The organism is Actinomyces sp. oral taxon 170 str. F0386 (genome assembly GCF_000195595.1).
Lineage (GTDB): Bacteria > Actinomycetota > Actinomycetes > Actinomycetales > Actinomycetaceae > Actinomyces.
Genome location: NZ_GL882511.1, coordinates 143,707 through 168,460, shown reverse-complemented (window position 1 = coordinate 168,460; position 24,754 = coordinate 143,707). Strand labels below are relative to the sequence as shown.

Genomic DNA, 24,754 nt, shown 5'->3' with positions numbered 1-24,754 from the left:
GTCAGGCACCCGCCTTGACGGTGGCGGCCACGGCCCGGCCGATGCGCTCGAGGTCGGCCTCACTCAGGGAGGGGTGGACCGGCAGGGACAGGCACTCGCGAGCGGCCTGCTCGGTTCCGGGCAGCTCGGGGCCCTCAGCGTAGTGGGTCAGGGAGGCCAGGCGATGGTTGGGGATCGGGTAGTAGACGCCGCTGCCCACCTGCCACTCCTCGCGCAGGGCGGCCTGGACGGCGTCACGCTCGGCGGCAGAGGCCCCCTCCAGGCGGATCGTGTACTGGTGGTAGACGTGCGTGTAGCCCTCAGGGACGTGGGGGGTGACGACGCCGTCCACGCCCCCCAGCAGGTCGTTGAGGCGCGCGGCATTGGCCTGGCGGGTGGCGGTCCAGTCGGCCAGCCTGGTCAGCTGCACGCGGCCGACGGCGGCGGCCACGTCCGTCATGCGGTTGTTGAGGCCCACCAGCTCGTTGGCGTACTGCTGCTCCATGCCCTGGTTGCGGATGAGGCGGCAGCGGCGGGCCAGCTCGGCGTCGGCGGTGGTGATCATGCCGCCCTCGAGGCTGGTCATGTTCTTGGTGGGGTAGAAGGAGAAGGAGCCCCAGGCGCCGAAGGTGCCCACCGGTTTGCCCTCGATGGCGGCGCCGTGCGCCTGGGCGCAGTCCTCGAAGACGGCCAGGCCGTGGCGCTCGGCGATGTCGAGGATCTCAGGCATGCTGGCGGGCAGTCCGTAGAGGTGGACCACCTCGATGGCCGCCGTGCGCTCGGTGATGGAGGCCTCGACGCTGGCGGGGTCCAGGGTGAAGGTCACCGGGTCGATGTCGGCGAAGACCGGCACGGCCCCGCTGATGGCCACCGAGTTTCCGGTGGCAGCGAAGGTGAAGGAGGGGACGATCACCTCCGGGGCACCTTCGGCGCGCTCCCGGAGCTCACTGGCCAGGGTGGCCACGTGCTGGGCCGAGGTGCCGGAGTTGACGGCCACGCACTCGACGCCGTCGACAACCTGGGCGGAGAACTCCTCCTCGAAGGCCTTGACCTGGGGCCCCTGGACAACCATGCCGGAGGCCAGGACGGCGTCGACGGCGTCGCGCTCCTCCTGCCCGATGATCGGCTTGGCGGCGGGGATGAACTCGCGTGACATCAGTGGGTGACCTCTCGGATGGTGGTATCGGACTCAGTGCCTGCTTCTTGGTACAGGGTCCTGGTGACGGGGCAGCGCCAGCGCCGCGCGCCGTCGGGATCGGGCTCGGCGGGAGTGAGCGGCTCGCCGGCGCGTCCCACCCAGCCGATGCGGCGGGCGGGGACCCCGGCGACCAGGGCGTGAGCGGGCACGTCCTTGGTGACGACGGCGCCGGCGGCCACCGTTGCCCAGGCGCCCACGTGCACCGGGGCGACGCACACGGCGCGGGCCCCGATCGAGGCTCCCTCATCGATGGTGACTCCCACGGGCTCCCAGTCGGCGGCCGACTTGAGGGTGCCGTCGGGGTTGACGGCCCGGGGGAAGTGGTCGTTGGTCAGCGTGACCGCCGGGCCGATGAAGACCCCGTCGGCCAGGCGGGCCGGCTCGTAGACGAGGGCGTAGTTCTGCACCTTGCAGCTGTCCCCCATGACCACGCCCTCGCCGATGTAGGCGCCACGGCCCACGATGCAGTCCCGGCCGAGGACGGCGTGCTCACGCACCTGGGCGAGATGCCAGATGCTGGTGCCCTCGCCGAGCACAGCCTCCTCGGAGACGTCGGCGGACGGGGCGATTCGGGTGGCCACGGCAGCTCCTGTGCGGACGGCCCGGGCCGCCCTGACGATCGAGTGAGACCGGTCAACCTGGTGGTTGCCGGGGCCGTGCCGCTCCGGTCGCAGGGACGGTGGCGGACGCTGCACGACCGGCCCCATCCTAGGGGACTCGCCCGCCTCAGACGACGCCTGGGCGTAACCCGGACGAGACCTAACCCACCAGCGACGGTGAGTGCGGCCCCTAGGCAGGAAGGGCGGTCTCCCATCGTCGCGTGCAAGAATGCAGAAGTGACTACCTCCAACGTGACACAGGTCGGCGGGCCCGCCTCGGCGCCCAGGGTCACCGACACCTGGCTCGTCATCCCCCTGTACAACGAGGCGACCGTCGTCCGTGAGGTCATCTCCCAGGCCCGCGAAGTCTTCCCCTACGTCGTCGTCGTCGACGACGGCTCCAAGGACGACTCGGCCCGTGATGCGGCCGCCGCGGGAGCCGTCGTCGTGCGTCACCCGATCAACCTCGGCCAGGGTGCGGCGCTGCAGACGGGCTTCTCCTACGTCCTGGAGAGGACCAACGCCGCCTACGTCGTCACCTTCGACGCCGACGGCCAGCACTCCGCGACCGACGCCGCGGCCATGGTCGCCGCGGCGCGCGAGGAGGGGCTTGCCGTCATTCTCGGGTCGCGCTTCCTGGAGGGGCCCTCCCCGGTGGGATGGCTCAAGCGACTCGTCCTGCGCACAGCGGCAGCGGTCAGCTCACGCACCTCCGGCATGCGTCTGACCGACGCCCACAACGGCCTGAGGGTCATCCGCCGCGACGTCCTGGCACGCCTGGACCTCAAGCAGAACCGGATGGCGCACGCCAGCGAGATCATCCGCCAGATCGGCGCCACCGGGCTGCCCTGGCGGGAGTTCCCGGTGCACATCGTCTACACGGAGTACTCGCGCTCCAAGGGTCAGTCCCTGTGGAACTCGGTCAACATCCTGGTCGACCTGCTCTTCTCCTAAGTACTCCAGCGCTCCCTCCTGAGCCCGGCACGGAAGGCACAGAGCCATGATTCCTCAGATCGCCACCCAGATCGCTCCGACGACGAACCGTCAGTTCCTCATTCAGGCCGTCCTCATCCTGGCCGTGGCGGCCGTGGGCTGGATGATGCTGCGCACCCCGGGAGGGGCTCGCCATCAGGCCGGCCGCCGACTGGCCACGCTGGCCTTCGTCGCCTTCGCCGTCGCGGCGATCGCCTTCCCCTCGGTGATGACCGCGATCGCGCACCGGGTGGGGGTCGGCCGTGGCACGGACCTCCTGCTGTACGCCCTGGTCATCGCGTTCCTGGCGCAGATCCTGTCCTCCTTCCGCCGCAATGGCGCACGCGAGCGGCAGATCACGCACCTGGCGCGGCGCATCGCCCTGGACGACGCCCCCGAGCCGCCCACTGCGGCCAGGCTCACCCCGGAGCAGGAGCACAAGACGCCTCGCACTCCATGAGCCTGCACCACCTGAGCGTCGAGCTCAGCCCCGAGAGGCGCGCACCTCGAGCTCCTCACGCAGGTGCAGCCCGGCGCAGAGCGCCCAGCGCACCGGTACCTGCCACGGGGCGTCGTAGACCCCGGAGAGGTAGTGGCGGGCCGAGGCGTGGTGGGCCCGGATCATCTTCTCGGGGCGGGCCTTCCAGCTGGCCCCCTGCTCGTGGATGACAACGGAGTCGTGGACCTGCACGTTGAGCCAGCCGGCCCGCCCGACCCGCTCCCCCAGGTCCACGTCCTCGAAGAACATGAAGTAGTCGTCATCGAATCCTCCCAGGCGCCGCCAGGCGGCCGCCGGCAGCAGCAGACAGGCCCCCGAGAGCCAGCCCACCGTCCGCGACCCGCCCGAGCCCCCCTCATCGGCGGTGTGGTACGCGGCGGAGAAGGGGTTGGCCGGCCAGATCTTGCCCAGGACGGCGTGGCCGGCGCCCTTGACCAGGGAGGGCAGGGCGCGCCCGGAGGGGTAGACGGTGCCGTCGGTGTTGAGCAGGAGCGGCCCCAGGCACCCGGCGGCGGGGTTGGCCAGACCCGCGTCAATGAGGACATCAAGGCTGCCCGGCCTCCAGATGAGATCGGGGTTGGCCACCACGAGCCAGTCCTCCTGAAGGTCGGCGGCCGCCAGGTTGGCACCGGCCCCGTAGCCGAGGTTGGTCCCGTCACCGACGACGCGGGCCCCGTAGCGCTGGGCGGCGGCGGTGACGACGTCGTGCTCGGTCCCGTTGTCCGCGATGACGACGGTGAGCCGACGCACCGTGGCCGCGGCCAGGGAGGCCAGGAAGCGATCGAGCTCCTCACCGGGATTGAAGGCCACGGTGACCACACGCACGCTCTGCTCATCAGAGGCGGTGGGGAACGGCGCATCCGCGGAGGCCGGACTCAACGGCCCTCCCGATTGGCCGATTCCACCAACCGCGCCACCGGCCTCCCCATCCTCGACAGGGCTGCCGGGCTTGGAGCCGATGGGCTTCCCTACCCGACCCGATGGGACGACGGGAGCAGTTGAGGCACTGGCTGGCGTGGGTTTCACAACATTGGTCACGGAGAGAGCCTAGCGCCGTGATCCACGTGAGAGGCCTCACTCCTCTCAGGCGAATCTCATGCGTCAGGTGTAGGAAGACCCATATAGATCTCCTCAATGATTCCCTATCATCACTCCCGTGCCTCAGCTCAGTAAGCCGCGCGCGCGGCACTCCTCCAAAGAACTCGGACGCCGCCTGGCCCGCCGAGCAGGGCTCAGTGTCCTCGCGGTGGCGCTCTTCGTCGTCTCCGGCGCAGGCTTCGCATGGCACAACATCCAGTCGCGGATCACCTACTTCAACGTCGACAGCATCCTCTCCGAGGAGGGCCGCCCCGGCACCAAACCACCGGACAGCTATGACGGCCGCGCCGTCAACCTGCTGGTACTGGGCACCGACTCCCGCTCCGGCAACAACAACGTGGACGGCTCCGAGGGCAGCGACGAAGTCTCCGTGGCCCGCTCGGACACGGCGCTGGTCATGCACATCTCCGCCGACCGCAAGCGGATCGACGCCGTCTCCATCCCCCGGGACACGGAGGTGGACATCCCCGAGTGCAAGAGCCTCGACGGCGAGACCGCCGAGGCTCAGGAGAATCAGCAGTTCAACTCCGCCTTCGCCAACGGAGCCGGCACCGGCAGTGACAAGAAGGCCGTCGCCTCCGGGGCCGCCTGCACCTGGAAGACCGTGGAGACGCTGATGGATATCCGCATTGACGACTTCGTCGTCGTGGACTTCAACGGACTGTCCAAGGTGGTCGACTCCCTCGGAGGAGTCCACGTCCAGGTCGATGAGGCGATCGACGATCCCGACTACACCGGCTTCCAGCTCGATGCGGGCTGCCAGAAGCTCGATGGGCAGGCCGCACTGCAGTACGCCCGTGTCCGCCACGGCGTTGGCGACGGCTCGGACATCTCCCGCATCTCCCGTCAGCAGAAGCTCATGAGCGCCATGGCCTCCAAGGCTCTGGCCAGTAACGTGCTCACCCAGTCGGGTTTCCTGACCAGCACCCTGGAGACCCTCACCACCTCGGAGCGCATCGGTCAGATCGGCAACCTGTCAGGCCTGGCCTACTCCGTCCAGGGCGTCGGCATGGACAAGATCAACTTCATCACCATGCCGCATGAGCCCTCTGAGAACGACCCGAACCACGTGGTCCCCACCGAGAACGCCAAGAAGGTCTGGAAGGCCCTCAAGGAGGACAAACCCGTTCCCGCCGACGCCGTAGCCCCAGCCACAACCGACGCGGGCACCGCCACGGAGGACTCCTCCTCGCAGGAGGAGACCAGCGAGCCCGCTGAGGAGGAGGCCACCACGCCGGCACCTCAGACGCAGGCACCGCAGACGGGATCCTCCCAGCAGCCCGCCGCGAAGCCCACCACTCAGACCTGCCCCGCCTGAGGCAGAATCGTAGGCGTGACCCCGACAGACGACTCGCTGCCGCCCTCGATCACCCCCGGCTCCGGCGGAGGGAGGCCTTCGCGCCGGCAGCGCCCCATCGACGCCGTCAACCGGCGCAGCCGCGAGCGTGCAGAGGCACCCGGCGGCGAGGCCGGTACCCAGCCCGCCGACGTCGCCGGCGGCTCCCCACGACGTCCGGCGTCGCCGTCCCCCACCCGGTCGTCGGCCTCCGCCCGGCAGCCTCAGCGGCACTCGGTCCTGGGCCGTCAGGACGGTGGTGAGTCGGCTTCGTCTCCACCGGCATCTGAGCGGGCGGCTCAGCAGCCCCCTTCGGTCCAGCCCCGTCGTTCCGCTGCTCCGTCTCAACGCGGCAGTCACGCTCGGGCCGGGTCGAGCGCGGTACCTCTGGAGCCGGGGGCTGACGGTCGCAGCGGCGCAGCCGGGCCTGAGCGTACTCGGGCGATGCCGGCTCGGCGCGGAGCCTATCCCGTCGGCACTCAGGGTCTTCAGTCCCCGGAGGAGCCGGTTCCGGGCAGGCCGGCGCTCGAGCCCGAGCCGTCCCGCAGTCCGAGGCGTCCCCGGCCGAGCTGGCGCCGGATCCTGCGCTGGACAGTCATTGCCATCGTCGTCATCCTGGCCCTTATCGCGGCCCGGGTCGCCTGGCTGTGGAATGACGTCTCCTCCCAGCTCCACCGCATCGATGCTCTCTCCGGGGCTGCGGACACGCCGGGCGAGACCTGGCTCATCGTGGGGTCGGACGCGCGCGGCGGCGTCATCCAGGATGACACCGAGGGAGCCCGCGCCGACTCGGTCATGCTGTTGCACCAGGCGGAGAACGGGCAGACGAGCTTGACCTCCCTGCCACGCGACACTTTCGTAGACATCCCCGAGTACGGTGAGAATAAGATCAACGCGGCCTATTCCTTCGGCGGCCCCAAGCTGCTGGTCCAGACCGTCGAGAAGCTCTCCGGCCTGACGGTGGACCACTACGTGGAGGTCGGCATGACCGGCGTGTCGCAAATGGTCGACGCCGTCGGCGGGGTCGACGTCTGCCTGGACTACGACGTCGCCGACGAGGACTCGGGACTGGTCTGGGACACCTCCCAGGGCCAGTGCCAGACGGTGGACGGGACGAAGGCACTTGCCTACTCCCGGATGCGCAAGTCGGACCCGACCGGTGACGTCGGGCGCGGTCTGCGCCAGCGCGCCGTCATCTCCGCAGTGGTCTCCAAGGCGGCCTCACCGACCACCGCCATCTCCTTCTCCCGTCAGGACGCGCTGGTCGACGCTGGCACGAATGCCCTCACGGTGGACGAGAGTGCCGGCACCATGAGCATCGCCAGGATGGTGCTGGCCTTCCGGTCGGCCTCCGGCGACGGCCTGACCGGCGCCCCGCCCATCGAGGACACGGCCTACTCCCCTGAGGACGCCGATATCGGTGAGACGGTCCTACTGCAGGACACGACCGCGCCCGACTTCTTCTCCAGACTGCGCGACGGAAAGCTGACGGCGGCCGACTTCAACCAGTCCTGACGCCGTATACACCGACTGCAAACAAGTGAGGGCCGGCTCCCCGGGAGGGGGAGCCGGCCCTCACACAGTGGTTTCAGGACCGCTCAACCGAAGTGGGGCCGGTTCGGATCCGCCTGCCAGGAGGTGTAGGAGGAGGTGACGATGTCGTCCAGGTCGTGCTCGGCCTTCCACCCCAGGACCTCACCGATGCGGGTGGCGTTGCCGATGAGCTGGGGCGGGTCACCGGCGCGGCGGGCAAGCTCCTCCGGCTCCAGGTCCAGGCCCGTGGAGGCGATCACCTTGGAGACGACCTCGCGCACCGAGGCGCCCTGACCGGTGCCGACGTTGAAGACGTGCTCGGCCATCTCCTGGCCGCCGGCCAGGTAGTCCAGGGCGGCGATGTGCGCGACGGCCAGGTCCTTGACATGGATGTAGTCGCGCACGCAGGTGCCGTCGGGGGTGGGGTAGTCGGTGCCGAAGATCTTGGGGGTCTCGCCCTTGGAGAGGCGGTCGAGGACCATGGGGATGAGGTTGAGGGTGGCCATGTCGCCCAGGTCGTCCCAGCCAGCGCCGGCGACGTTGAAGTAGCGCAGACCGGCCCAGCGCAGTCCCCAGGCCTTCTCGGCGTCGGCCATCATCCACTCGCCGATGAGCTTGGTCTCGCCGTAGGGGTTGATGGGGCGGCAGTCGATGTCCTCGGGCACGACCTCCACCGGCGGCATGCCGTAGACGGCCGCCGAGGAGGAGAAGATCATCTGGTTGACGCCGGCGGCCTCCATGGCCAGCAGCATGTTCGCCAGGCCGCCCACGTTCTGCTGGTAGTACCAGGCCGGGCGCTCGACGGACTCGCCCACCTGCTTGCGGGCGGCGAAGTGGATGACGGCGACGACTCCGCGCGAGCTCATGACCTCGGCGAGAGCCTCAGGGGCCCGGCCACTGGCGACGTCGAGCTCGACGACATCAGCACCCTTGACTCGCTCCGGTGTCCCGTAGGAGAGGTCGTCGACGACGACAACCTCCTCCCCACGCTCGAGGAGAAGTCGGACCACGTGCGCGCCGATGTAGCCGGCGCCTCCAGCAACGAGAATGCTCATGCCCTCAGTCTACACACGATCGCCCAGAATCGAACAGAAACGAACTTCAGAGAGATGGTCGACGGTGGCTCAGTCGCTTAGGCGCTCGCGCAAGACGGCGCCCTTGGCATGGGCTACCTCCCCCAGGTCCTTCTGGAAGGCGCGCATCGCGGCGGCCAGACGGGCGGCCTTCTGCCCCTGACCGGACGCGAGGATGCGCACCGCCAGCAGCCCGGCGTTGCGAGCCCCGCCGATGGAGACGGTGGCCACCGGCACCCCTGCGGGCATCTGCACGATGGAGAGCAGGGAGTCCATGCCGTCAAGGTACTTCAGCGGCACCGGCACCCCGATCACCGGCAGCTCGGTGACGGCCGCCAGCATCCCGGGCAGGTGCGCCGCTCCCCCGGCGCCGGCGATGATGACCCGCAGTCCCCGCTCGGCGGCGGCGCGCCCGTAGTCGATCATCTCAGTGGGCATGCGGTGGGCGGAGACGACGTCGGCCTCATAGGCCACGCCGAACTCGTCGAGGACCTCGGCGGCGGCCCCCATGACCGGCCAGTCCGAGTCCGAGCCCATGACGATGCCGACCACCGGCCGAGCAGCGTCTACCGCGTTCTCCGCCGTTTCACTGACCTCGCTCATGCGCTGTCTCCTTGTCTGTTCCGTATCTGCTCGTGCTGCTTGCCGTTGGTGGTGTTCCCGACTCAGGCGTCCCCGCGCAGGATGGCGACGGCCTCGCGCGCCTGCTCGACGACGTCGGCGACCTCCTGCCCCTGGCCGACCGTCATGTTGACGTGCCCGAGCTTGCGCCCGGAGCGCCACTGCTTGCCGTAGAGGTGGATCCGGGCCTCGGGCTGGGCGGCCATGGCCCGTGCCAGCGCATCGGCTCCCGGCTCGTGCTGACCACCGATGAGGTTGACCATGACGGTGGTGGGCGCCGTTGTGTCGGTCGCCCCCAGCGGCAGGTCGAGCACCGCCCGCAGGTGCTGGGCGAACTGGCTGGTGACGGCGCCGTCCTGGGTCCAGTGCCCGGAATTGTGGGGGCGCATGGCCAGCTCGTTGACGTATAGGCGCGTGGGTTCCCCGAAGGTCTCGACGGCGAAGAGCTCGACGGCGAGCACCCCGGTCACCCCGGTGCGCTCCGCCACCGTCCGGCCGATGAGCTCGGCCTCCTCAACGGCGACGGAGTCAAGGCCGGGCGCCGGGGCCAGGACCTCGGCGCACATGCCGTCATCCTGGACCGTCTGGGCCACCGGCCACACAGCGATCTGCCCGCTGGGACGACGTGCCAGCAGAACCGCCAGCTCGCGGGTGAAGGGGATGGCCTGCTCCACCAGGAGGCTGGTCACCGCGGCGCCACCGAGACTGCCTCCTCCGCCGGTTCCCCGACCGTCACCCTGACCGGCGCGCGCACGAGCCACCGAGGCGAGCCACTCGGCAGCCTCCCCCTCATGCAGGGACTCGGCGCTGCGCACGAGCAGGACCCCGTGGCCGTCGTAGCCACCGCGCGGCGTCTTGAGCACCACGGGCCAGCCGTGCTCGACGGCGAAGGCCTCGACGGCGTCGGCCATCTGCTCGGCGGTCTCCTGGCCGGGTCCGCCGACCTCCGCCCAGGCGGGCTGCGGCAGTCCGGCCTGGCTCATCGCCCGGCGCATGGCCAGCTTGTCGCGGGCCAGCTCGAGGGCCTGGGGGGCGGGCTGGACGCTCACGCCCTCGGCCTGGAGCCGTTCCAGGAGGGAGGCATCCTGGTGCTCGTGCTCGAAGGTGACCACCGCTGCCGGCTCGCCGCCGGGTCCTTGAGTACCGTCACCGGCGACGACGGCGCGCACAGCCGCCTCGTCGTCGGCGGCACCGACGAGGGCGTCCGGGGTCACCTGGCCGGTGGAACCGTCGGCGGCCTCCACCAGGGCCCTCAGGTGGATGCCCAGGGCGCTGGCCTCCTCCTGCATCATGCGGGCCAGCTGCCCGCCTCCGATCACGGCAACGATGGGTGCACTCACGACCTCAAGGCTACCCGCCCGCAGCCGGCCCTCACCGCAGGCGTGGCGCAAGACCGTAGGCTTGAGGCCGTGACGCCACCCGCCGCAGAGTCCTCCACGTCCTCCACCGCCCAGCAGCCCCTCGCCTCGAACACAGCCTCCCCACCGCTGCATGGCATGCTCTCCCGCCTGCCCCGCCCGCTCCAGGCCCTGGCGGTCTGGGCCACGGCGAGCGCCCTGACCTTCCTCATCCTGCGACTGGGCGCCCAGGACACACCAGCCACCCCGTGGGGCGGGGCCGCACCGTCCTGGGAGGAGCACATGCGCTTCTGGGACGCCGGCTGGTACAACCGGATCGTCGAGGAGGGCTACCCCGACCAGCTGCCCGTGAGCGCCGATGGGCGGGTGACGCAGAACACCTGGGCCTTCATGCCGCTGCTGAGCGGTCTGGCCTCGCTGCTGGCCTGGACCGGCTGGTCCTTCTACGTGCGCGCCGCGATCGTCTCAATCCTGGCCTCGGCGGGCGCGGCGCTCGTCATGGACCGCTGGCTCTCGCCGGTCACGGGACGGCGGACCTCCCTGTGGGCCGTGGCCCTGGTCTGGTCCTCGCCGTGCGCGGCGATCCTCCAGGTCCCCTACGCCGAGTCCCTGGGGCTGGCCCTGGTGGGGCTGACGCTGTGGCTGGCGAGCCGCGGACGGGCACTGGCAGCGATCCCCGTGGCACTGGCGGCCTGCTTCGCCCGCCCCGTCGGTGTCCCGCTGGGGGCGGCGCTGGGGCTGTGGTGGTCCTGGGAGGTGGCCTGCGCCCGCGGCTGGCTCCCGCCCATCTGGTTCTCCCGTCTTCTTCCGGGGCGCAGCCCTCAGGGCCCGGGCGGGCGCTGGCGGCTGCTGGCCCTGGCACTGTCCACCTGCGCAGCCGCCCTGACCTGGCCAGCGATCGCCTGGCTGACCACAGGCCGTCAGGATGCCTATACAGCCACCGAGACCTCCTGGCGCGGTGCCGACCTGGCCCCCTTCGTCCCGTGGCTGACCCGGTTGGGAGACTGGGTGGGCCCTCATCTGGGACTCATCCTGCTCGCCGTCGTTCTGGTCATCGTCGGGCTACTGCTGAGTGCTCCGAGCCTGCGCTCCCTGGGCCCGGTCGCCTGGTTCTGGTGCCTGGGCTACCTGCTCTATCTCCTGGTCTTCTTCGATCCGACGACGTCGGTGCTGCGCCTTCTACTCCCCCTGGCCCCGGCGGGATGGGCTCTGGCCACAGCAGCCGGCACCACCCGTCGACGCCTGGCGCTGCTGGCGGCCTGCGTCGTCGGCCAGCTCGTGTGGGTCTCCTGGGTGTGGGACTTCGGCAGCGTCAGTGTCCACTGGGTGCCATGACTCACGTCCGCTTGCACAACCCGACTCATACCGGCATAGGATGCCCGTCATGACGCGCGCCCCCGATAATTCCCTGACTCAGCGGCTCATCGCCCTGGTCAAGGAGTTCATGCAGTTCGGCATGGTGGGCGCACTCGCCTACGTGATCGACGCAGGCCTGTTCAACCTGTTCCAGCACGGCCCGGTCGGGTTCCTCTCGGGCCACCCGAACTCCGCCCAGCTGCTGGCCTCCTCGATCGCGACCGTTTTCTCCTGGCTGGCGAACCGCTACTGGACCTACCGGGACCGCACCCAGAAGAACGTGGCCCGAGAGGCCACCCTGTTCGTCATCGCCAACCTCGGCGGAATCGCCATCACCCAGTTCTGCCTGCTCTTCACCCACCATGTGCTGGGGCTGACCTCACCGTTGGCGGACAACATCGCGGCCTACGTCGTCGGCTTCGGCCTGGGGACCGCGTTCCGGTTCGTCTTCTACCACTACATCGTCTTCACCGGGCACAAGGACCACGGAACCGGCGATGACGGCACTGACGGATCCGGCAGCAGCGCCAGCAGCGGAGGCTCGATTGGCGACAATGTCGAGCCCCGAACCGCCCCTGTCGTGGTCCGCCCCTGAGCATGGAGCGGACCGGCACCATCCGAGGCACCGACTGAGGGTGCCCGATTCCACAATCCGGAGAGGACCACTCTCACGGCATTGCCGCCGGAGCACCGCTTAGCCTTGCACGGTGACTGCCCTGACCGCCTTGGCCCCGGCACTGGACCTGCCCGCCGCCCATCTCGCCTCCCTCCCCGCCACCCACGCCCCGGTGCTCGGCCCCGAGTGGCTCGACGCCACCTTCATCATCAAAGCCTTCGTCGGGTGGATCGGCCCCTGGGCCATCCTTGGCGTCATGCTCGTCGTCTTCGCCGAGACGGGCCTGCTCATCGGCTTCTTCCTGCCCGGCGACTCCCTGCTGTTCACCCTGGGGATGTTCGTGGCAATCGGCGAGACCAACCCGGCCGATGGCGTCCCCGTCCCCATCTGGGTGGCGGCCCCCCTCGTGTGGCTCGCCGCCATCGCCGGTAACCAGACCGGTTACCTCATCGGCCGCAAGGCCGGCCCAGCGATCTTCAACAAGCCCGACTCGCGACTGTTCAAGCAGGAGTACGTGGACCGCACCTCGGAGTTCTTCGAGCGCCACGGCGGCAAGGCCGTCACCCTGGCCCAGTTCGTGCCGATCGTGCGCACCTTCACCCCCGTCATCGCCGGTGTGGGCAAGATGCGCTACCGCCACTTCGTCACTTTCAACATCCTGGGCGCCACCCTCTGGGCCTTCGGTATCACCTGGCTGGGCTACTTCCTGGGAACGATCAAGTGGATCCAGGACAACATCGACGCCATGATCCTCGGGATCGTCTTCGTCTCGGTGGCGCCGATGCTCATCTCCGGCATCTCCCAGTTCATCAAGTCCCGCCGCCAGAAGTCCTGACGCCTCTTCCGTTTCATCCCCCGTGGACGCACCATAGCGCTCGTGGACTGCTTCCCAGGTTCAGTCCTCGCGCGACTCATACTGCGTCCTCGCGTTCCACAGGCGTTCAGCGGCGAGAGTCAGAAGCGACGACGGCGTCCCACGGAGACCAGTGCGCCCTGGGGCAGGACGTTGTTGGGGTCCAGGGACTTGGGGACGGCGTTGAGCAGGATGGAGAAGATGGCCGGGCTGCGCTGGGACAGCTCGATGCGGCCGCCGTCGGCCTCGACGAGGTCCTTGGCCAGCGCCAGGCCCACACCGGTGGAACCATAGCCGGAGACGTGCCGCTCGAAGACGTGCGGGGCGATGTCCTCGGCCACGCCCTCTCCCTCGTCAGCGATGTCGATGAAGACGGCGTGGCCTCCGCTGGCGCTGCGCACACTCACCGAGGTCGCTCCGGCCCCATAGCGCAGGGAGTTCTCGATAACAGTGGCCAGGACCTGGGCCAGGGACCCGGGGGTGGCCAGGACCGGGTGACTGATCTCGTCAGAGAAGGTGAGGGGGCGCCCGGCCTGCTCGAAGGCCGGCCCCCACTCCTCTCTCTGCTGGGCGAAGATGTCCTTGAGGTGGAGGGCCTCCGTGGTTCCGCCGCCGGTCCGGCGTGAGACCTTGAGCAGGTCCTCGACGACGCCGGTGAGCCTCTCGACCTGCTCCAGGCAGGCGTGGGCCTCGGTACGCACCGCCTCGTCACCGGCAAGCAGTTCGATCTCCTCCAGGCGCAGGGAGAGGCTGGTCAGCGGCGTGCGCAGCTGGTGGGAGGCGTCGGAGGCGAACTGTCGCTCGGCCGCGATCCGCCCTGCCACGCGCTCGGCCGAGCGCACGAGCTCGGCCTGAACCAGGTCGATCTCCTCGATCCCCGAGGAGCGCAGCCGCGGACGCACCTGCCCGCTACCGAGCTGCTCGGCCTCGGCCGCCAGGTAGATGAGGGGTGCGGAGATGCGCCTGGATACACGGGAGGCCACGACGGAGGCGGCCGTCAGGGCGGTACCGGTGAGCACCAGGACCGTGAGGATGACCGTGCCGACGATGGTGACCCGGTCCCCACCCCCTGCGGTGCGCAGCGCACTTGCGATCCAGGCTCCCCCCAGCGGAAGCCCCAGGAGAAGAACGGCCACGGACACCGCCGCCATCGTCATCGTCATGGCGTAGCGGCGCATGGCTGTCCTCCTTCAGACGCGATCAGTTCTGCGAGGCGGCTCCCGGACTCAACGGCATCCGGTGGGCCGTCCCGATCAGCGGCTCAGCCGATGGCCAGGCGGTATCCGTCCTCCTGAGCCAGCAGGAGCGTGGGCTGCTCCTCGTCGTCACCGAGCTTGCGGCGCAGCCAGGTGGCGTGCATCTGGAGGGTCTGAGGACTGCCGGTGGGGTCCTCGCCCCAAACCTCCTTGAGGATGTCCTCGCCAGAGGCGACCTCGCCTCCGGCACGCACCAGGACCCGCAGCAGCTCGAACTCGCGCGTCGTCAGCTGCAGCTCGCGCGGGCCGACGAAGGCCCGGTGGGCAGCGACGTCGACGCGGATCTCTCCGACGCTCAGCTCATCCTCCGTGGCCTCCCCTGAGGCGCGGCGCACCTGGGCCCGCACTCGGGCCAGCAGCTCGGCCAGGCGGAACGGCTTGGTCACGTAGTCATCGGCTCCGGCATCGAGGCCGACGACGAGATCGGAGTCCTCGCTGCGTGCGGTGAGCATGAGGATCGGGATGGTCAGGCCCTGGGCACGCACCTGACGGGCCACGTCCAGACCGTCAATGTCCGGCAGCCCCAGGTCCAGGACGATGATGTCAGCAGCCGAGACCTCCTCGAGGGCGCCCTTGCCGGTGCCGTGGGTAAGGACCTCATAGCCCTCGCGCCCGAAGGCGCGGGCGAGGGGCTCGGAGATAGCGGGGTCGTCTTCGACGAGCAGAACAGTTGTCACATCCGCGATGTTAGGCGACGACGCAACAACCCGCCATCGTCCCGGGGGCGGAGAAGATACCAAGACGAGACCCGAATCGAGTGGGTTGAGCGCCCCACGCTCGTGGGGCGGAGCGGTTTTCTCATGAGATACAGCGGTAAACCGCGATGTCGATGTGACATCTCAGCGGCTGGAGAACCGAAGAATAACGAGATGGTAACAGAGACCTCAGGCTCTACGGACCGCCCTCAGGGCCGGGTCGGGGAGGTCCTCTCCAGGGACCAGGGCACGATCTGTCCCAGCCCCTTGGCCACGACCTCATGGCACTGCCCCACCCGGTACCTACCGGCCTGAGGCGAGTGGAGAATAGCCATGGCAGTGGCCTCATCCAGGCGGATGCCGCCGGGCTCGGCCGCGTCCACGAGCCGTGAGGCCAGGTTGACGGTCGGACCGAAGACGTCCCCGGAGCGGGAGATGACCCGCCCCTCAACGAGGCTGGCTCGGACCCGGATGGCGTCCGGCCCCTTCTGCAGCTCATCAACCAGGGCAGTGACGACGTCGGCGGCGATCAGCAGGTCGTCGGAGATGTACATGACGGCGTCACCGATTGTCTTGACCACCCGCGCGCCCCGCGAGGTGATGACGTCGCGGGCCGTGTTCTCGAAGTCCTCGAGCATGTGGGTCAAGGCGGCCTTGGTCATGCCCTGGGCCCGCTGGGTGAAGGAGACGATGTCGACGAATCCCAGGGATCGGATGAGCGGGTAGAGGTCGGGGCCGGTGTCCTCCCGCCCGCGGGCGGAGACCTCGGCGTCGGTGCGCCCCAGGATGGAGACCATGTGGCGGCGCCACACGTAGGTCAGCTGACGCGACAGGAGCTCCACAAGGTCGTCGATGCGGTCGAGGGCGACCAGCCGCGCGGAGGTGTCATCCAGGCCGAGACGCTCACTGAGGTCGGTCACGAAGGTCTCCAGCTCCCACAGGACCAGGCGGTCCATCGTGTAGGACTGGGCCCTCAGGAGCTCGAGCACGCTGGCCGAGGCCAGGGGGGAGTCACTGGTCTCATCGAGCAGCGCCACAGTGTCTTGAAGCGCGGCGACATCCTGCTCAGTGAAGTGGACCGTATCGGGCTTGACGTCGGCGAAGCCCATGGCGCGCCAGAACTTCTGCGCCACCTCCAGGCTGGTGCCGGCCCGCTGGGCCACCTCGGTCAGAGTGAGACTGGGAGCCTCTCCCAGCAGCAGGTGCTCGTGTCCCGCCAGCGTGGCCCGCTCCGCGGGGTCCGCCCCGACAGCGGTCTCACCTTCCACACGTTGGGCACCCGCGTGAGCCTTCTGCTGGACGCCCTCCCGGACCCCGGATGGGTCCGGTGCGCGCCCCTTGCTCGCTTGGCTGTCTAGTATCACCCTGCCAGAGTAGCGGAGATCACACGCCAACGCCTGTCGGGAGGCTCTCCGCCCAGGACAGCAACCCGTCCGCAACTCTCATCACCCTTCGCAGGCTCAGCCTGTAACACGCACCAGAGAGACGTCGCCCGCACGCACCTCGGTGTCACCGGCCTGATTGCGCAGCACCAGGGCGGGTGTGACATCGATGGCCAGGCCGTTGAGCTCACCGTCAGGCGCCTGGACACTGACCTGCTGCCCCAGGGTGGTCAGCGCTGCGCGCAACTCGCTCCCGAGGACTCCGTCCCCGGCATCGACGTCACCGCAGGCATCCTCCCACTGCTCCAGGCGCCGGACCAGCTGACGGCCGATCCCGTCGAGGACGACCTCTGCGACAGCCGCGTGTGCAGGTTTACCGTCCACGTCAACCGCACCGAGCGTGCGCAACGAACCCGCCCAGGCCACCGGCAGGTCACCTGCCTCCTGAGCGATGTTGACACCGATGCCGAGGATGACCATCGGGGCCTCGTCACGTCCGGCCGGTACCTCGTCGGGTGCGAGCCGCCCATGAGCACGGCCCCCGGAGGGCTCTGCAGTGACGAGCTCACTGAGGACGCCGGCGATCTTGCGGGTGCCGGCCCACCCGGGCACCGCAGCGACCACTGCCGGATCCTCGGGCACGGCGACGACGTCATTGGGCCACTTGGTGCCCAGCTGCCAGGGCAGGTCGTCGACGAAGGACGTCAGGGCGTCGCGCACGGCCAGGCCGGCCAGCAGCGGCAGCCATGCCAGGTGCTCAGCGGGGACGAGGGGCCGCAGGACCACGGAGACCAGGAGGGCTCCCTCGTCGGGAGTGACCCAGGTGCGCCCGGACCGCCCTCGACCGGCGGTCTGCCTCAGCGCCCGAAGAGCCGACAGGTGCGGCCAGGATCCGGCCTCGGGGCCCGTGAGGACGCCGCGCAGGTCATCCTGGGTGGAGCCTGTCACGGGGACGGTGTCAAGACGCGAGAAGGGGCTGCTGCCTGAGCTCATGAACCGAGCCTACCTGCCCGTATAGGGTGGCGGCGTGATTCTTCTGGCTTCGAAGTCCTCCGGCCGCCTGGCCACCCTGCGCACCGCCGGCGTGGAGCCGCGGGTAAGGGTCTCCTCCGTCGACGAGGAGGCCGTCCTTCACGAGCTGACCCAGCGGCGTCGGACCGCCGGGCTGGCCGCCCCGAGCGCCGCCGAGCAGGTCCAGGCCCTGGCCCGAGCCAAGGCGCTCGACGTCGCAGCCCACACCGACCCGCAGGAGACCGAGGTGGTGGTGGGCTGCGACTCCATGCTGGAGATCGACGGCCGGGTGGTCGGCAAGCCCGCCGACGCCGCCGACGCCCGCGAGCGCTGGCGGACGATGAGCGGAGGAACCGGTACCCTGCACACGGGGCACTTCCTGGTACGCACCGCTGACGGCGCCATCGCCGAGGGGGTCAGCTCGGCCACCATCCGCTTCGGCTCCCCCTCCCCGGCTGAGGTCGAGGCCTACATCGCCAGTGGCGAGCCGCTGTGGTGCGCCGGAGCCTTCACCATCGACGGACTGGGCGGGGCCTTCATCGAGGGGATCGACGGCGACCCGCACGGGGTCGTTGGCATCTCTCTGCCGCTGCTGCGCAGGCTCCTGGCCGATCTGGGGGTGCGCTGGACAGACCTATGGGCGCCGCCCGCCGACAGTGGAGCCGGCTGACGACGCCCACCGATCTGCGGACGGTCACTCAGGGGGTCAGGACGGCGACGAGGCCGATGCAGCAGAGGCCCCGCAGGAGGACTCCGGGGCCTGGGCCACGGCCTTCATGAGCTCGGCCAGGGCGACCTGCTGCTCGCGGCTGAGGCGGTCGATGACGTGGCGGCGCACGCCGTCGAGATGAACCGGCGCGGCCTCACGCAGGAAGTCGAGACCGACCTGAGTCAGTGTGCAGTTGACACCGCGGCGGTCCGAGTCGCAGGAGCTGCGCTCGACGTAGCCCACGTTCTCCAGGCGACGAACCGTGTGGGTCAGCCGGGAGCGGGAGTGGGAGACGTGCTCGGCGAGGGTGGACATACGCAGCGTCTGCTCGGGCGCCTCGGACAGACGCACCAGGATCTCGTACTCGTGCATGGAGATGCCGCACCCGACCTCGAGCTCGCGGTTGAGGCGCGCGGTGACAGAGGTGGAAGCGGCCAGGAAGGAGCGCCAGGCGTCCATCTCGATCTCGTCGAGCCGACGGAAGCCCTCCTGCCACTGGGAGGAGTCATTCTGGCCGCAGGTCTGAGCAGGCTCCTGACCACACGCATCGGACGACCTCCGGCCGTACTCGGTCGAGCCGGCCACAGCCGACTCCTGGCTGTAGGTGGCTTCGACGGCTTCCTGATCGCTCTGAGTCCACTTCATCTCGACGTCCTCAGTGTAGGCCGTCGGCTTCACCATCGTCCGCTCTGCGGTAATCACCTTATCGACTCCTCTCAGCACCGACCCGGATAGGTCGCGAACCCTTAAGCGCTCACTTGCCGTCTGCCTTTGGCTTTCCTACAAGTGCAACTCTGGTTCATTTTTATCACACTCGGTCAGACCGACAGCATGTCGGCACCGCCGCTCAGAACATCCAACAACCGCCACACCATCTCCATCGTCGACACCTTTCACTGACATAGCGCGAAACGCGGCGGACACCACCTTCCCGGGAAAGAAATTTCCGCACCACCTCGGCGTCACCCTGACATCCATCAGATTGACAATATAATTACCCACCTTTGTTACGCTATCATCCCCACTGACCGATGATCGGAGGGGGTCAACAATTCGTTTCCACCTTCTCATCTCGCCATCATCAAGACAACAGCGAATCGCCGTCAGAATTACCTTCAGTGGTAATCATTATTTCCTCATACGGCGATAGGAGATCGATCAGCGCCCACAACCGTCCTCTTGTGCCCGACGCGGTCCGGGCACCGTTACCCGCGCCGCAGAACAGGGCATCGATCCTGGATGACGACACCGGTGCCAGGCTCGACGGCGACCGTCGCCCACGCCTCCACCCCACTGCGAGGTGACGCAGGAACATCAACAGAACCAATGAATCTCAAGGAAATACGCCGATCTGTCGAAGGCTGAACGACAGCGAGGCTGAGTGCAGCGATGAGGAGACCGTGAGCCACGACGTCGTCGGGACCGGTTCGCAGCCCTGCCTCGACCGCCCCGCCAGGTAGGAGGTGGATGGGGTTGCGGTCCCCGGTTGCCTCCGCCCAGGAGCGGATGTCGCGGTATGCCAGTCGGTAGAATCTGCCACCGGACGGCAGATCAAATCCATCCCCGGGATCCGTGAGTTTTCCCGCCCCAGTCGCGGCCGCCCAATGCACCGAGGTGCGGCGGGCGAGGTCATGGGTCACCTGCCAGTGGCACCCTCCCGCGCTCACCTCAGTTGTTGCCCGCAGGAGCTCCCACCCGGAGCGGTCAGCCCGCCGAACCGTGGTCCCCCCGACGCTGAAGGGCGGCCCAGCAGCATCGACACGCAAGGGGGTCGGAACCATGACACAGCGACGGTGCAGCAGGCCGCCCCAGGCGACTCCCCCGCGGATCCGAACCCACTCCTGGACCTGTTGCATGGCCAGGACGGCGGGGAGAATCGCCGCCGCACCGCGCAGGGCCAGACGGCGAACCTCGGCCCCAGATGCTTCAGACGGCTCAGATGGACTGGAGGGATCGGGCGATCCTGTCGCAAGAACCTCGGCCAGGACCGCTGCGAGCCGCTCGACGGCGTCGTCGGAGAGACGGGAGGCGTTCACGTCACCGATGCTAGGCGGCGCCCGTCTCGGATACGACGAAGCCCCGCCGAATCATGTCGACGGGGCCTGCTCCCGAGCCGCTACGACCGGGATCGGAACGCGCTGCTCAGCGGGTCTCGCGGTGCTCGGTGTGCTTGCCGCAGCGAGCGCAGAACTTGGCGATGCTGAGACGGTCGGGGGTGTTCCGACGGTTCTTCTTGGTGATGTAGTTGCGCTCCTTGCACTCCGAGCAGGCCAGAGTGATCTTGGGGCGAACGTCGGCGGACTTGCTGGCCACGTTTGTCTCCTCGTGTCGATCCTCGAGCATGCGACGGGTGCGCTGTACTCGAAAACTTGCGTAGCGGGGGAGGGACTCGAACCCTCGACCTCACGATTATGAGTCGTGCGCTCTAACCAGCTGAGCTACCTCGCCATAGGAACACAATGGGGGCCAGTGGCCCCCGCTGCGAGAGCCCCGAAAGGGAATCGAACCCTTGACCTTCTCCTTACCATGGAGACGCTCTGCCGACTGAGCTATCGGGGCAACGAGCCGAATCGTAGGCAGATCCGAACCTCTCTGGCAATTCGGTCCGCCGTGGCTTCGCTCACTGCGGGTCTCGCCGGGAGGCGAGGTGCGATCAACGAGTGATCAGCGTGGCGGGTGAGGGATTCGAACCCCCGTAGCATTACGCGGCTGATTTACAGTCAGCTCCCATTGGCCGCTCGGGCAACCCGCCTTGGCTCCGCGCTCCGGCCTCTCGGCCATCGCTTGGCGCCGTGGAAGAATAGCAAGGCGGCGACGCGCGGCGCCAATCGCCCCTGTAGGACCCTCCTCACAGAACAACCCGCCTAGACTCGGGTCGACTGAAGTCCCTACCCCGGAAAGGACTACCGCCATGGCCAACGACTCCTCCTTCGACGTCGTCTCCCGCCTCGATCGCCAGGAGGTGGACAACGCCGTCAACCAGTGCGCCAAGGAGATCTCCCAGCGTTATGACTTCCGCGACGTCGACGCCTCCGTGAGCCTGTCCGGCGACACCATCATCCTGGAGGCCAACACGGCCGAGCGGGTCCTGGCGATCCTGGACGTCCTGGAGTCCAAGCTCTTCCGCCGCGGCGTCTCCCTCAAGGCCCTGGATCTGGGAGATAAGGAGCCGCGCCCCTCAGGCAAGATCTACCGCCTGGCCTGCCCCCTGCGCGAGGGGCTCACTCAGGAGGTGGCCAAGAGGATCACCAAGGCGATTCGGGACGAGGGCCCCAAGAGCGTCAAGGCCACGATCCAGGGCGACGAGGTGCGCGTGACCTCCAAGTCCCGCGACGACCTCCAGTCGGTCATCGCCCTGCTGAAGAACCTCGACGTCGACGCCGCTCTCCAGTTCATCAACTATCGCTGAGTCGGGCCGATGCGTGTGCCATTTGCCCCGCCTGCGGCCAGCGGCCACCTTCTCAAGCACCTGACGCTCACTGTCGTCAGTCTCGTCCTTCTCGTCGCCGTCGCAGTGGGAGCCATGGCGGTGGGCCGGGCGATGCTCTCACCCGGCACCGTCATCGACGTCCTGTGGCAGTCGGCCACCGGCGACGGCCACACGCCCCTCATATCGCGCAATATCGTCCTCAACATCCGCCTGCCCCGCGTCATCGCGGCGGCCGTGATCGGAGCCGCCCTGGCGGTCTCGGGAACCACCTATCAGGGTCTGTTCCGCAACCCCATGGTCTCCCCCGACATCCTGGGTGCGAGCACAGGCGCCTCTTTCGGGGCGGCCCTGGCGCTGCTGTTCTCCCTGGGGCACCTGCCGGTTCAGGCAGCGGCCTTCGGTGGAGGACTGGCTGCCGTCTTCGTCACCTGCGCGGCAGCCCGGAGCATCGGGCGCGGAACCAACCAGGTTCTGCTGCTGGTCCTGTGCGGCATGATCGTCTCGGCCCTCTTTCAAGCCTTCGTCTCCACGATCAAGTACACGGCGGACCCCGACTCCAAGCTCCCGGAGATCACGTACTGGCTCATGGGATCCATCGCCAAGGTGACATGGAGCGACCTGAGGCTCTTCGCGATTCCCTTCATCCTGAGCGTCGTCCCGCTCCTGGCCCTGAGGTGGCGCTTTAACATCCTGGCCTTCGGGGACGAGGAGGCCGAATCGCTGGGGGTCAACGTCGCCGCGCTGCGCCTGGTCTGCATCGTCTGCGCGACCCTGCTCACCGCTTCCTGCGTAGCGATCTCGGGCGTCATCGGCTGGATCGGCCTCATCATGCCGCACGTGGTGCGCTTCGTCGCGGGCCCGGACAACCGGATCGTCGTCCCCCTGTCCGTCATCTTGGGCGGAGCCTTCCTCATCGCGGTCGATACGGTATGCCGCTCCGTCATGCCCTCCGAGATCCCGCTGGGTATCCTCACCAGCGTCATCGGCGCCCCGCTGTTCTTCATCATCCTTCTGCGCACCCAGCAAGGGGGCCGAGAGTGAGTCGTCCCGAGGACCGAGCATCAGGCAAGGACCGCCCTGAACCTCCCGAGCGCCCCACCGTCACAGCGAGGAACCTGTCCTGCGGTTACCGCAGCAAGGCCATCCTGACCGGAGTCGACCTGGAGGTCCGCACTGGTGAGGTGCTCTGCCTCCTAGGGCCCAACGGCGTCGGCAAGACGACCCTCTTCCGCACGCTGCTGGGTAGCCTACCGCCGGTCGAGGGCCGGGTAGAGATCAGCAGCCGAGAACGATCGCGCCTCTCCCGCCGCGAGATGGCCCGCCACATCGCCTACGTCCCACAGCTGCACGAACCGCCGTTCGCCTTCTCCGTGTTCGACGTCGCCCTGACGGGCTGCGTCTCACGCCTGGGCCTGCTCGACTCCCCCTCCCGTCGGGACCGCCGGCGAACCGAGGAGGTCCTGGACAGGCTGGGAATCGCGCACCTGTCCGCGCGCCCCTTCACCGAGCTCTCCGGCGGCGAGCAGCAGATGGCGCTCATCGCCCGCGCCCTGGTCCAGGACGGGAGGATCCTGGTCATGGACGAGCCTGCGGCAGCCCTCGACCTACGCAACCAGGCAACGGTTCTGCGCTGTGTACGAGACCTGGCCGATGAGCGCCACGGAGTTCTCATGACCTCGCACAACCCGGATCATGCCTTCCTGGTGGCGACTCGGGCCGTTCTCATCACCCGGGACCGGGAGATTCTCTCCGGCCCGGTCGACGAGGTGCTCACCGAGGACAACCTCCGGGCCGCTTACGGCACGCGAGTACGGGTCCTGGAGGCCACAAGTCCCGACGGTGAGGCAATGCGAACCTGCCTACCCTCCCTCTACCTCGTCTGAGCCCCCATGTCTCACGGCGGATTGATCACGATCCCACCTTATATCTCATATAGTGAATTACAGGAGGGCGCGGGTTCACCGAACCGATCGCGTCAACCTCCGCACTCCCCCAAGGAGTATCTATGACCTCACCTCGTCCTTCATCCGTATCTTCATCCTCCTCACCGCTGTCCCGCCGCGACCTGCTCAGGCTCACCGGCGCCGGGGCGGGGAGCGCCGTCGGGCTGAGCCTGCTGGCCGCCTGCGGCTCCAAGTCTCCCAAGACGGGCGGCAGCGCCTCGGCCTCAGCGGGCACCCAGACCATCACCGATATGAACGGCACGCAGGTCGAGGTGCCCACGAACCCGACCGCCTATGCGGACGGCTGGTACGCCCACAACGAGGTGACGATCATGCTCACCGGAGCCAAGGGGCTTGTCGCCACGCACTGTGATCCCAAGAAGTTCCCCTGGATGTACAAGGTCTGCCCGAACATGTCGAAGGCGACCTCGACATTCGGGGACGACTTCAACTTCGAGGACCTGGCAGCGCTGAATCCTCAAGTCATCTTCGACTCCAAGGAGACCCTGCGGGACAAGGCCACGGAGGTCGGCATCCCGGTGGTCAACTGCATGTTCCAGACCTATGAGGACATGAAGAAGTCCATCACGATGACCGCGCAGGTCTTCGGCGGGGACGCCCCTAAGATCGCCGAGAAGTACAACGCCGAGCTGGATCAGGCGGTCAAGGATGTCAAGGCGAAGACCGACGGCCTGAGCGATGACCAGCGCCCCACGGTTATGCACGGCGGCAGTGTCTACACCCTGAACCTCGACGGCACCGGCACCATCATGGACGAGTGGATCAAGACGGCCGGTGCGAGGAACGCCGTCGACGTATCGACGAAGGGCAACGCCCAGGCCCAGTTCACGATGGAGCAGATCCTTTCCTGGAACCCCGATGTCATCATCACGGGCAAGGCCGGGGAGGCCGAGCAGATCCTCGCCGACCCGAACTGGGCGAGTATCAAGGCAGTCCAGGATCAGAAGGTCTACGTCAACCCCAAGGGTGTCTTCGGCTGGGACCGCTACGGCGTTGAGGAGCTTCTTCAGGTGCAGTGGGTCTCAGCCCTCCTCCACCCGGATCTCTTCCCCGACCTCAAGATCGAGGAGAAGGTGAAGACCTTCTACAAGACCTATCTCAGCTACGACCTGACCGACGACGAGGTGAAGCTCATCATAGCGGCCAAGGATCCCCAGTAGCGACTCCGGCGTCGTCCCCGACGGCACTGACGCTCTCGGAAGCTGCTCGCGGCCCC

General features: G+C 68.4%; 25 protein-coding genes and 3 tRNA genes. 12 read left to right on the top strand and 16 right to left on the bottom strand.

Going from position 1 to position 24,754, the window contains the following annotated elements; genetic code table 11:
* Nucleotide 1: 1 nt before the first annotated feature.
* Complete coding sequence (locus HMPREF9056_RS01520) at nucleotides 2-1,135, bottom strand: DegT/DnrJ/EryC1/StrS aminotransferase family protein (protein ID WP_009402197.1); 1,134 nt, start codon at nucleotides 1,133-1,135, stop codon at nucleotides 2-4.
* Nucleotides 1,135-1,758, bottom strand: coding sequence for an acyltransferase (locus HMPREF9056_RS01515; protein WP_009402196.1), 624 nt, complete (start codon nucleotides 1,756-1,758; stop codon nucleotides 1,135-1,137). The genes HMPREF9056_RS01520 and HMPREF9056_RS01515 overlap by 1 nt, the downstream gene beginning before the upstream one ends.
* 255 nt (nucleotides 1,759-2,013) lie before the next feature.
* On the opposite strand from HMPREF9056_RS01515, the gene HMPREF9056_RS01510 reads away from it, so the two are divergent.
* Together HMPREF9056_RS01510 and HMPREF9056_RS01505 are read left to right on the top strand one after the other, a co-directional pair.
* The gene (locus tag HMPREF9056_RS01510; protein WP_009402195.1) at nucleotides 2,014-2,730 is read left to right on the top strand and encodes a glycosyltransferase family 2 protein; all 717 of its coding nucleotides are present in this window, start codon (nucleotides 2,014-2,016) and stop codon (nucleotides 2,728-2,730) included.
* A 46-nt stretch (nucleotides 2,731-2,776) separates the two neighbouring features.
* Nucleotides 2,777-3,208, top strand: coding sequence for a DUF2304 domain-containing protein (locus HMPREF9056_RS01505; protein WP_009402193.1), 432 nt, complete (start codon nucleotides 2,777-2,779; stop codon nucleotides 3,206-3,208).
* 24 nt (nucleotides 3,209-3,232) lie between these two features.
* On the opposite strand, the gene HMPREF9056_RS01500 is transcribed toward HMPREF9056_RS01505, so the two are convergent.
* The gene (locus HMPREF9056_RS01500; protein WP_009402192.1) at nucleotides 3,233-4,126 is read right to left on the bottom strand and encodes a glycosyltransferase family 2 protein; all 894 of its coding nucleotides are present in this window, start codon (nucleotides 4,124-4,126) and stop codon (nucleotides 3,233-3,235) included.
* A 277-nt stretch (nucleotides 4,127-4,403) separates the two neighbouring features.
* On the opposite strand from HMPREF9056_RS01500, the gene HMPREF9056_RS01495 reads away from it, so the two are divergent.
* Together HMPREF9056_RS01495 and HMPREF9056_RS01490 are read left to right on the top strand one after the other, a co-directional pair.
* Nucleotides 4,404-5,663 carry an LCP family protein gene (locus tag HMPREF9056_RS01495; RefSeq protein WP_034513294.1) on the top strand — a complete coding sequence of 420 codons (1,260 nt, stop codon included), beginning with the start codon at nucleotides 4,404-4,406 and terminating at the stop codon, nucleotides 5,661-5,663.
* Nucleotides 5,664-5,678: 15 nt separating this feature from the next.
* Complete coding sequence (locus HMPREF9056_RS01490) at nucleotides 5,679-7,196, top strand: LCP family protein (protein ID WP_157184975.1); 1,518 nt, start codon at nucleotides 5,679-5,681, stop codon at nucleotides 7,194-7,196.
* Between the two features lie 83 nt (nucleotides 7,197-7,279).
* Here the strand turns inward: HMPREF9056_RS01490 and galE are convergent, their stop codons facing one another.
* The 3 genes from galE to HMPREF9056_RS01475 form a co-directional block, all read right to left on the bottom strand.
* Nucleotides 7,280-8,269, bottom strand: coding sequence for a UDP-glucose 4-epimerase GalE (gene galE, locus HMPREF9056_RS01485; RefSeq protein ID WP_009402185.1), 990 nt, complete (start codon nucleotides 8,267-8,269; stop codon nucleotides 7,280-7,282).
* Nucleotides 8,270-8,338: 69 nt separating this feature from the next.
* Nucleotides 8,339-8,890, bottom strand: coding sequence for a 5-(carboxyamino)imidazole ribonucleotide mutase (gene purE / locus HMPREF9056_RS01480; RefSeq protein WP_009402183.1), 552 nt, complete (start codon nucleotides 8,888-8,890; stop codon nucleotides 8,339-8,341).
* 62 nt (nucleotides 8,891-8,952) lie between these two features.
* Nucleotides 8,953-10,248, bottom strand: coding sequence for a 5-(carboxyamino)imidazole ribonucleotide synthase (locus HMPREF9056_RS01475; RefSeq protein WP_034513292.1), 1,296 nt, complete (start codon nucleotides 10,246-10,248; stop codon nucleotides 8,953-8,955).
* Nucleotides 10,249-10,317: 69 nt separating this feature from the next.
* On the opposite strand from HMPREF9056_RS01475, the gene HMPREF9056_RS01470 reads away from it, so the two are divergent.
* The 3 genes from HMPREF9056_RS01470 to HMPREF9056_RS01460 all read left to right on the top strand — a co-directional run bounded on the left by HMPREF9056_RS01470 (nucleotide 10,318) and on the right by HMPREF9056_RS01460 (nucleotide 13,073).
* The gene (locus HMPREF9056_RS01470) at nucleotides 10,318-11,601 is read left to right on the top strand and encodes a hypothetical protein (RefSeq protein WP_034513290.1); all 1,284 of its coding nucleotides are present in this window, start codon (nucleotides 10,318-10,320) and stop codon (nucleotides 11,599-11,601) included.
* A gap of 40 nt (nucleotides 11,602-11,641) precedes the next feature.
* The gene (locus HMPREF9056_RS01465; protein WP_009402178.1) at nucleotides 11,642-12,217 is read left to right on the top strand and encodes a GtrA family protein; all 576 of its coding nucleotides are present in this window, start codon (nucleotides 11,642-11,644) and stop codon (nucleotides 12,215-12,217) included.
* 112 nt (nucleotides 12,218-12,329) lie between these two features.
* Nucleotides 12,330-13,073, top strand: coding sequence for a VTT domain-containing protein (locus HMPREF9056_RS01460; protein ID WP_009402177.1), 744 nt, complete (start codon nucleotides 12,330-12,332; stop codon nucleotides 13,071-13,073).
* 119 nt (nucleotides 13,074-13,192) lie between these two features.
* On the opposite strand, the gene HMPREF9056_RS01455 is transcribed toward HMPREF9056_RS01460, so the two are convergent.
* From HMPREF9056_RS01455 to HMPREF9056_RS01440, 4 genes are all read right to left on the bottom strand, one after another.
* Nucleotides 13,193-14,269, bottom strand: coding sequence for a sensor histidine kinase KdpD (locus tag HMPREF9056_RS01455; RefSeq protein WP_009402176.1), 1,077 nt, complete (start codon nucleotides 14,267-14,269; stop codon nucleotides 13,193-13,195).
* Nucleotides 14,270-14,352: 83 nt separating this feature from the next.
* Nucleotides 14,353-15,024, bottom strand: coding sequence for a response regulator transcription factor (locus tag HMPREF9056_RS01450; RefSeq protein ID WP_009402174.1), 672 nt, complete (start codon nucleotides 15,022-15,024; stop codon nucleotides 14,353-14,355).
* Between the two features lie 227 nt (nucleotides 15,025-15,251).
* On the bottom strand, nucleotides 15,252-16,310 hold the full coding sequence (locus tag HMPREF9056_RS01445) for an adenylate/guanylate cyclase domain-containing protein (RefSeq protein WP_034513287.1): 1,059 nt from the start codon (nucleotides 16,308-16,310) through the stop codon (nucleotides 15,252-15,254).
* Between the two features lie 192 nt (nucleotides 16,311-16,502).
* The gene (locus HMPREF9056_RS01440) at nucleotides 16,503-17,417 is read right to left on the bottom strand and encodes a biotin--[acetyl-CoA-carboxylase] ligase (protein ID WP_009402171.1); all 915 of its coding nucleotides are present in this window, start codon (nucleotides 17,415-17,417) and stop codon (nucleotides 16,503-16,505) included.
* A gap of 34 nt (nucleotides 17,418-17,451) precedes the next feature.
* Between HMPREF9056_RS01440 and HMPREF9056_RS01435 the strand changes: the two genes are divergently transcribed.
* On the top strand, nucleotides 17,452-18,105 hold the full coding sequence (locus tag HMPREF9056_RS01435; protein WP_009402170.1) for a nucleoside triphosphate pyrophosphatase: 654 nt from the start codon (nucleotides 17,452-17,454) through the stop codon (nucleotides 18,103-18,105).
* 36 nt (nucleotides 18,106-18,141) lie between these two features.
* Here HMPREF9056_RS01435 and HMPREF9056_RS01430 read toward each other — a convergent pair whose 3' ends face one another.
* From HMPREF9056_RS01430 to HMPREF9056_RS01410, 6 genes are all read right to left on the bottom strand, one after another.
* Nucleotides 18,142-18,846: a MarR family winged helix-turn-helix transcriptional regulator gene (locus tag HMPREF9056_RS01430; RefSeq protein ID WP_157184974.1), complete on the bottom strand. Its 705-nt coding sequence runs from the start codon at nucleotides 18,844-18,846 to the stop codon at nucleotides 18,142-18,144.
* 503 nt (nucleotides 18,847-19,349) lie between these two features.
* On the bottom strand, nucleotides 19,350-20,180 hold the full coding sequence (locus tag HMPREF9056_RS13355) for a MaoC/PaaZ C-terminal domain-containing protein (RefSeq protein WP_087942153.1): 831 nt from the start codon (nucleotides 20,178-20,180) through the stop codon (nucleotides 19,350-19,352).
* 106 nt (nucleotides 20,181-20,286) lie between these two features.
* Nucleotides 20,287-20,487: a 50S ribosomal protein L33 gene (rpmG, locus tag HMPREF9056_RS01425; protein ID WP_009395479.1), complete on the bottom strand. Its 201-nt coding sequence runs from the start codon at nucleotides 20,485-20,487 to the stop codon at nucleotides 20,287-20,289.
* 31 nt (nucleotides 20,488-20,518) lie between these two features.
* Nucleotides 20,519-20,592 (bottom strand) — tRNA-Met (locus tag HMPREF9056_RS01420).
* Nucleotides 20,593-20,630: 38 nt separating this feature from the next.
* Nucleotides 20,631-20,703, bottom strand: a tRNA-Thr gene (locus HMPREF9056_RS01415).
* 111 nt (nucleotides 20,704-20,814) lie between these two features.
* Nucleotides 20,815-20,896: transfer RNA gene (locus tag HMPREF9056_RS01410), tRNA-Tyr, on the bottom strand.
* A gap of 159 nt (nucleotides 20,897-21,055) precedes the next feature.
* Here HMPREF9056_RS01410 and HMPREF9056_RS01405 point away from each other — a divergent pair.
* From HMPREF9056_RS01405 to HMPREF9056_RS01390, 4 genes are all read left to right on the top strand, one after another.
* Nucleotides 21,056-21,553: a YajQ family cyclic di-GMP-binding protein gene (locus HMPREF9056_RS01405; RefSeq protein WP_009402166.1), complete on the top strand. Its 498-nt coding sequence runs from the start codon at nucleotides 21,056-21,058 to the stop codon at nucleotides 21,551-21,553.
* 9 nt (nucleotides 21,554-21,562) lie between these two features.
* Nucleotides 21,563-22,615 (top strand): iron ABC transporter permease, encoded by a 1,053-nt coding sequence (locus HMPREF9056_RS01400; protein WP_009402165.1) that lies wholly within the window; start codon nucleotides 21,563-21,565, stop codon nucleotides 22,613-22,615.
* On the top strand, nucleotides 22,612-23,457 hold the full coding sequence (locus tag HMPREF9056_RS01395; RefSeq protein ID WP_050792963.1) for an ABC transporter ATP-binding protein: 846 nt from the start codon (nucleotides 22,612-22,614) through the stop codon (nucleotides 23,455-23,457). The genes HMPREF9056_RS01400 and HMPREF9056_RS01395 overlap by 4 nt, the downstream gene beginning before the upstream one ends.
* Nucleotides 23,458-23,579: 122 nt before the next feature.
* Complete coding sequence (locus HMPREF9056_RS01390; RefSeq protein ID WP_050792962.1) at nucleotides 23,580-24,698, top strand: ABC transporter substrate-binding protein; 1,119 nt, start codon at nucleotides 23,580-23,582, stop codon at nucleotides 24,696-24,698.
* Nucleotides 24,699-24,754 lie beyond the last annotated feature (56 nt).

What these genes read in the sequence shown, in the direction of transcription:
- purE (WP_009402183.1), bottom strand. Translation starts at nt 8,890, where the DNA reads ATGAGCGAGGTCAGTGAAACGGCGGAGAACGCGGTAGACGCTGCTCGG.
- HMPREF9056_RS01455 (WP_009402176.1), bottom strand. Translation starts at nt 14,269, where the DNA reads ATGCGCCGCTACGCCATGACGATGACGATGGCGGCGGTGTCCGTGGCC.
- rpmG (WP_009395479.1), bottom strand. Translation starts at nt 20,487, where the DNA reads ATGCTCGAGGATCGACACGAGGAGACAAACGTGGCCAGCAAGTCCGCC.
- HMPREF9056_RS01465 (WP_009402178.1), top strand. Translation starts at nt 11,642, where the DNA reads ATGCCCGTCATGACGCGCGCCCCCGATAATTCCCTGACTCAGCGGCTC.
- HMPREF9056_RS01400 (WP_009402165.1), top strand. Translation starts at nt 21,563, where the DNA reads ATGCGTGTGCCATTTGCCCCGCCTGCGGCCAGCGGCCACCTTCTCAAG.
- HMPREF9056_RS01390 (WP_050792962.1), top strand. Translation starts at nt 23,580, where the DNA reads ATGACCTCACCTCGTCCTTCATCCGTATCTTCATCCTCCTCACCGCTG.
- HMPREF9056_RS01520 (WP_009402197.1), bottom strand. Translation starts at nt 1,135, where the DNA reads ATGTCACGCGAGTTCATCCCCGCCGCCAAGCCGATCATCGGGCAGGAG.
- HMPREF9056_RS01440 (WP_009402171.1), bottom strand. Translation starts at nt 17,417, where the DNA reads ATGAGCTCAGGCAGCAGCCCCTTCTCGCGTCTTGACACCGTCCCCGTG.
- HMPREF9056_RS01405 (WP_009402166.1), top strand. Translation starts at nt 21,056, where the DNA reads ATGGCCAACGACTCCTCCTTCGACGTCGTCTCCCGCCTCGATCGCCAG.
- HMPREF9056_RS01505 (WP_009402193.1), top strand. Translation starts at nt 2,777, where the DNA reads ATGATTCCTCAGATCGCCACCCAGATCGCTCCGACGACGAACCGTCAG.
- galE (WP_009402185.1), bottom strand. Translation starts at nt 8,269, where the DNA reads ATGAGCATTCTCGTTGCTGGAGGCGCCGGCTACATCGGCGCGCACGTG.